The organism is Pelagicoccus mobilis (assembly GCF_016595505.1).
GTDB classification, from domain to species: Bacteria; Verrucomicrobiota; Verrucomicrobiia; order Opitutales; family Opitutaceae; genus Pelagicoccus; species Pelagicoccus mobilis.
In genome coordinates this window covers 23070-29387 of the sequence record NZ_JAENIL010000069.1, presented here as the reverse complement: position 1 = coordinate 29387, position 6318 = coordinate 23070, and the positions used below count along the sequence as shown (strand labels likewise).

At 58.2% G+C, this 6318-nt stretch carries 5 protein-coding genes; 4 read left to right on the top strand and 1 reads right to left on the bottom strand.

The genetic code is table 11. The annotated features are described in order from the left end of the window. The 4 genes from JIN87_RS28420 to JIN87_RS24520 form a co-directional block, all read left to right on the top strand. Positions 1–260, top strand: a 260-nt coding sequence (locus tag JIN87_RS28420) for a hypothetical protein (protein WP_234033603.1), incomplete at its 5' end; no start/stop codon positions are given. A gap of 20 nt (positions 261–280) precedes the next feature. Continuing rightward, complete coding sequence (gene cmoA, locus JIN87_RS24530; RefSeq protein WP_200358619.1) at positions 281–1024, top strand: carboxy-S-adenosyl-L-methionine synthase CmoA; 744 nt, start codon at positions 281–283, stop codon at positions 1022–1024. Between the two features lie 96 nt (positions 1025–1120). Then, positions 1121–2125 carry a tRNA 5-methoxyuridine(34)/uridine 5-oxyacetic acid(34) synthase CmoB gene (gene cmoB / locus JIN87_RS24525; RefSeq protein WP_200358617.1) on the top strand — a complete coding sequence of 335 codons (1005 nt, stop codon included), beginning with the start codon at positions 1121–1123 and terminating at the stop codon, positions 2123–2125. A 130-nt stretch (positions 2126–2255) separates the two neighbouring features. Beyond that, positions 2256–2957: a lipoyl protein ligase domain-containing protein gene (locus tag JIN87_RS24520; protein WP_200358615.1), complete on the top strand. Its 702-nt coding sequence runs from the start codon at positions 2256–2258 to the stop codon at positions 2955–2957. A 22-nt stretch (positions 2958–2979) separates the two neighbouring features. Here JIN87_RS24520 and JIN87_RS24515 read toward each other — a convergent pair whose 3' ends face one another. After that, the gene (locus JIN87_RS24515; RefSeq protein WP_200358613.1) at positions 2980–6231 is read right to left on the bottom strand and encodes a VCBS repeat-containing protein; all 3252 of its coding nucleotides are present in this window, start codon (positions 6229–6231) and stop codon (positions 2980–2982) included. Positions 6232–6318: the final 87 nt, after the last annotated feature.

The following is a 6318-nucleotide window of genomic DNA, read 5'->3' as shown; positions in this document are numbered from 1 at the left end:
ACGACTCCTCCCCCGCCCACAATGAGCAAGGCCCCAACACCATCACCAAACAAACTCTCAACCAAGAAACCATCACACAAACCCTCACCCCATCAGGCGCCCTTTGTCCAGCCCCCCCTGTAGGGCAGGGCGCCGACCTGCCACCCTCAAAGCGTCATCAGACGCTTCCCATCCCTGTTGGCCCATTGGGCCGACATTCAAATCCAAACATCCGCGGTTCCAAAAAAACCACTAGCCATCAACACTCCCCATCAATTTAATCAGCGGTTCCAAAACAGCCATGTCCGAAAACCAGCCACCAAAGAAAGACCAAGTCTACGCCGACCCCCGGGCCCAAGTCGACGCCTTCGCCTTCGACGAAGGCGTGGCCGACGTCTTCGACGACATGATCCGCCGCTCAGTCCCCGGCTACGGCATGACCCTCTCCCTGCTCGGCATCATCGCCCAACACTACGCCAAACCCGGCACCCGCATCTACGACCTCGGCTGCTCGCTCGGCGCCGGCATCGCCTCCATGGGCTCCAAGCTCGACACCCCCGACATCACCTTCCACGGCATCGACAACTCCCAACCCATGCTCGACCGCTGCCGCCCCAACCTCGCCGACGTCGATAAACGCCACACCGTCGAGCTCCACTGCCAAAACATCCAGGATACCCCCATCGAAAACGCCTCCATCGTCGTCCTCAACTTCACCCTCCAGTTCATCCCCAAGGAAGAGCGACACGAGCTGCTCGCCCGCATCTGCCAAAGCCTCGTTCCCGGCGGCATCCTCGTTCTCTCCGAAAAGATCCTCTTCGACGACCCCCACATCCAAGAAGACCTCACCACCCTGCACCACGACTTCAAACGGGCCAACGGCTACTCCGATCTCGAGATCTCCCAAAAACGCTCCTCCCTCGAAAACGTCCTCGTCCCCGAAACCATCGACGCCCACGAGTCCCGCCTCGCCGCCGCCGGTTTCGCCCGCGACGAAATCTGGCTCCAGTGCTTCAACTTCGCCTCCTTCCTCGCCTTTAAATAAAAGGTAGGGCCCAACCGCCGGGCAGGTCGCCCTACGTCACCCATTCTTCTTGAAGACCTTCGTGCCCCTTGGTGCCCTTCGTGGGCAAAAAAAATCATGTCACCACTATCCACCTACGACGATCTCCACCAGCTCCTCGCCAGCACCGACCTGCACCCCTGGATCGAGCCCCTTCAAAAAACCGTCGAACCCGCCATTCTCCAATCCAACAACGGCCACCTCGACAAATGGCTCAACGCCATCGAAGCCCTTCCCAATGCAGGAGCTGTGGGAGGCTGCTTGTCAGCCGATAACTACTCCCTCACCACCCCCGCCATCCAAATCGGACAACCCCAAGATCTGGATACCGAGCAACAAGCCAGCCTTCCAGACACCCTCCACAACTTCCGCCCCTGGCGCAAAGGCCCCTTCGACTTCTTCGGTACCCATATCGACACCGAGTGGCGCTCCGACCTCAAATGGGACCGCCTCGTCGAAGGCATCTCCCCCCTCGAAGACCGGCTCGTCCTCGATATCGGTTGCGGCTCCGGCTACCACTGCTGGCGCATGGCGGGCGAAGGCGCCAAGCTCGCCCTCGGCACCGATCCCTTCCTGCTCTACGTCATGCAGTACCTCGCCGTCAGAAAATACCTGACCGCGCCCCCCGTCTGGGTTCTCCCCTTCGGCATCGAAGGCCTGCCGCCCGCCATACCCGCCTTCGACACCGTATTCAGCATGGGGATACTCTACCACCGCCGCTCCCCCTTCGACCACCTCTACGAACTCCGCAACTACCTCCGCCCCGGCGGCGAACTCGTGCTCGAAACCATCATCGTCGACGGCCCCCCCGGCTACTCGCTCGTACCCGACCAATACTACGCCAAGATGAAAAACGTCTGGTTCATCCCCACCGTAGACACCTTGGTCCAGTGGGTCACACGTTGCCGCTTCCGCAACATCAAAGTCATCGACGTCTCCACCACCACCTTCGACGAGCAACGCTCCACCGAATGGATGATCTTCGAATCCCTCAAAGACTTCCTCGACCCCAACGACCCCAGCAAAACCATCGAAGGCTATCCCGCCCCCAAACGCGCCGTCATCACCGCCAAAGCCCCCTAGGCCTACCGCAGCAAGCGACCAGCACGCACCAAGGAAAACGGGCCTTGCCACAGCCACATTTTCCCAAGAGCTCGCCGCATCCCTTTCCCATTGACCTGCTCGCCCTTTACACAACTGTAGCTCCCCACACATGGCGCACTCCTTTCACATTATTCCCGACTCTACCGCCTCCGCCGCCCAGCACATGGCATTCGACGCCCTCATGCTGCAACGCTACGAGCCAAGCGACGCCATCCGCTTCCGCCACTACAAGTGGCACCGCGCCGCCTACACCTTCGGCCTCAGCCAACGCTACTCCTACATCACTTCCGAGGTCCACGACCTCAGCGCCGAAATCGTGCGCCGCCCCACCGGAGGCGGCCTCGTCGACCACACCAACGACTGGACCTACACCCTCGTCATCCCCTCCAGCCACCCCTTTTCCAAAGGCCAGCCGGTCGATAGCTACCGCGACGTGCACCAATGCATGATCGACGCCTTCGCCGAGCAAGGGCTCGAGACCGAGTTCAATCTCACCCCCCCCGAACAAACCACCCCGTCGGTTTGCTTCAACAAGGCAGAACTCTACGACGTCATCCTCAAGAACCTTCCCAGCAAGATCGCCGGAGCCGCCCAAAAGCGTTCCAAAAACGGCTACATGCTCCAAGGCTCCATCTGGAAACCGCTCGCCAGCAAGCTAAGCTGGGGCAAATTCTACAACGACTTCACCCTCAAGCTCGCCCAGCTCCTAGAGGCCGAGATCGAATACGTCGACTCCCCATCGTGGCGCCCCGAAGAAGAAATGGCCCTTTCCGACCAATTCGATTCGGAAGAGTGGAACCAACGCCGCTAAGCGAGGAAACCTCCAAGCGGCCCTACTTCACCTCAAATACCAGCAGCGGCCCCTCGTTCATCGAGACAAGCAGCTCCCCCTTCCCGTCGCGATCGAGATCCGCCCAAGCCAGTCGCCTCGGATACCCATACGTCTCCAAGCCGCTCTTAAACGGTAGCTGCTCCTTGAATACGCCTTCGCCATCATTCAAGAGCAAGGTCACGTGCCCCCTCAAGAAACGCTCCGCCCAAAGCTTCGGCGGATGCATCTCATGCACGAGGATCAGGTCCTCATCCCCGTCCCCATCCACATCCTCAGCGAGACAATCGATCACGATCCCACTCTGAGCCCAATTCGGTAAAGCCAACTTCTCGAAGCGACCGGGCTCCTTTTGCAACAAAAGCACGCTGCGCGTTTCGGTCATATCGTAGGCTCGAAACTTCGACAAAAGCTCAGCAGTGAAAATCGCCTCCGCATCCTTCTCCGCGAAATCAGCGATATTCTCCGTTGTCTTTTCCATCAGTCCCGGAAGCTGGATGTCATGCACCTCTCGATTCTCCATCGGCAAGACGCGACCGCCCTTCACATAGGTTTCGATGTAGATGTTCTCCATGAACGGATTGTCCGGAGCAAACAAGCGCACCGGCTCCTCCACAGTCGCCTCGTACTTCGTATTCAGGCCAAAATTACCGAGAACCAGATCCGCTCTCCCATCCCCATCGAAATCTCCGCTAGCGACCGAGCGCCAAACACCCAACAACGCTTCCCGCTCAAAAAACGAGTCCACCCTAACAAGCCCAGACTCGCCACCCAGCCAGATATTAGGAGCGCCCCAAAGCACCGTTTGCACCACATCCTCTCGCCCGTCCCCATCAATATCCACCGACAAAAGATCGCTCGTATTCCCGGAACGACGAAACGCCTCAGCGAAGGAACTCTCCTCATCTAGCACATATCCCTTCTCGTCGCGCCTCCACACCAAATTGTCCTCGTATTTAGGATACATCCCCTTCACCGAGCCTCCAGCGACCAGCAAATCCATGTCCCCATCCGCATCAAAATCAAACGCAAGACTCGCCCCGGAAGAGACCGGATCAGGCCGAAACGAGCGTCCTACTCGCTCAAACTCCCCCGCACCCTCATTGAGATAGAGCCGGTCCTCGTAATAATCGTCGCCCGCATCGAGCTCGATCCCCCCGGAGGACACGAACAGGTCCAAGTCTCCATCCCCCTCGTAGTCGAACACGCTCAGACTCTTGTCCTCGCTATCAAAATCGTCGTCAAAATCATCAAGATCCAGCCACTCCAGCGCTTCGCCTTCACGATTCAAAAACAAGCGAGTCCCCTGCCCAGTCGCTCCTCCCATCAACACGTCCTCCCAGCCATCGCCGTCCACGTCAGCCACAGCGAGTTCCGGTCCATCACGGATCTCGACCGCAGGTATCAACAGCTGCATCGGATACATCTGAAAGTGCTCTTCCTCGCTCAAAACCTCCTCCGGCAACTCGATCTCAGACCTCACAAAAAACGTCTCGCCCCCACCAGCTGGAGCATCGCCAGACGCACTTTCGCGAATCGTATAACGTCGCCCGACCTCTAGCCCTTCAACAACCTGATAAACGCCGCTCGGCCACTCGATTTCCAACTTCCTTATCTCACCCCGATCGCCCAGGCCAAAATGCACCACGGGCTCGTCATTCGAAAGGTATCCACGAGTCAACGACACCTCACGCCCCATGACTTCGCTTCCAACATGCAACCTAAGCTTCGCCCCCACTCCACCGCGGTTGCTCTCCGCACCTTCCAGCTCGATCAACAGCCTTCCCCCACTCGGGCTGTTATTTCGATAAAGCGTCAGGTTCGACTCCATGTTGCTAAGAACCATATCCAAATCCCCATCCCCATCAAAATCCGCGTAAGCCGACGCAAAACTGACCCCGACCATATCGAGCCCCCACTGCGAACTTACGTCCTCAAACGAAAAGTCGCCAAGATTCCGATACGCCAGGTTCTGCTCGTCGTACTGAGGGCTATTCTTGAAATAGCCCATTCTCTGCCACCCCGTCTTCGCCTTCTTCGATTGAATGCCAATGTCCCCATCGTGAAACGCCCGCGCCATGCCATTCGCGAAATACGCATCCAACCAGCCGTCGTTGTCGAAGTCCGCAAAACGCGTCGCCCAAGTCCAGTCCGTAGCATCCAGCCCGGTCAGGTAGCCCACCTCCGCGAACTGGTTCGGCCCGATCTTAAGCGAAACCATGTTCTTCATGTACTGAGGGACCGTGTCCGTGCTCGCCCACAGCACCTTGGTTGAAATCGACCCGATCGTACGATGGTGCTTCACATGATCGTGAGTCGCCATCTCGGAAACCATGAAGTCCATGTGCCCATCGTTATTGAAATCCCCAAGATCCGCCCCCATCGCCGAATAAGGAGCCGCCACGATCACCTCATTGATCATATCCGAAAAAGTCCCGTCGCGATTATTCCGATACAACTTGTCCGCAGGCTCGAAATCATTCGCCACGTAAATGTCGGGCCAGCCGTCTTCGTCATAGTCCCACCAAATCGCCGAATGCCCTTGGCCCGCCCCAGAGATCCCCGCTTGCTCCGTCACATCCACAAACCGTCCGTCCCGATTCTCCAGCAACATGTCCGGCATGCCCTCCGGAATCCCAGACCGCTGCAAAAAATTGCTCTGCAAATAGAGATCGAGGTCCCCATCCCGGTCATAGTCGGCAAACGAAGGAGCGTTCGACCCCGTATCGATCGCCAAGCCCCACGCCGCCGCCGCCTCCGTGAAATTGCCCCGCCCGTCGTTCAGATACAGCTCGTTGGCAAATCCCGTGTAGGTAACGTAGATGTCCAAATCCCCATCATTGTCGATATCGAGCATGCTGCTGCCCGCGCCAATCCCCTCCTTGCCAAACAAACCCTTCTCCGCCGTGACATCCTCAAACCGAAAGCCGCCCCGGTTCAGGAACAAGGCATTGGGAGAGTCCTTTCCCACCGCGAAAATGTCAGGCAACCCATCCCCGTCCACGTCGCCCAACGACAACCCGCTCCCAAAGGTCCCCAGAAAATACTGATGCCAAAGCTTGGTCCAACGCTGCGGGTGATCGTAACGATTCTCAAACACGATGCCCGACGCCTCCGGCTCCACCTTCTCGAACAAGGTACCCCCGCCAGCCTCGCTCGGCTCCTCCAGCTCGACCCAGTCCTGCCCAAAGCACGGCGAGCCTCCAGACAACAAAACGATTGAACAAAAAAGGGCATTCAAGGGGCGACTCATCATGGCTAGCACACAACATTTCGACTCTCGGCGACCGCGTCAGCGAAAAAAACATACAAGGTTTTCGAAGCAGAGGCTCGACTCTCGGAG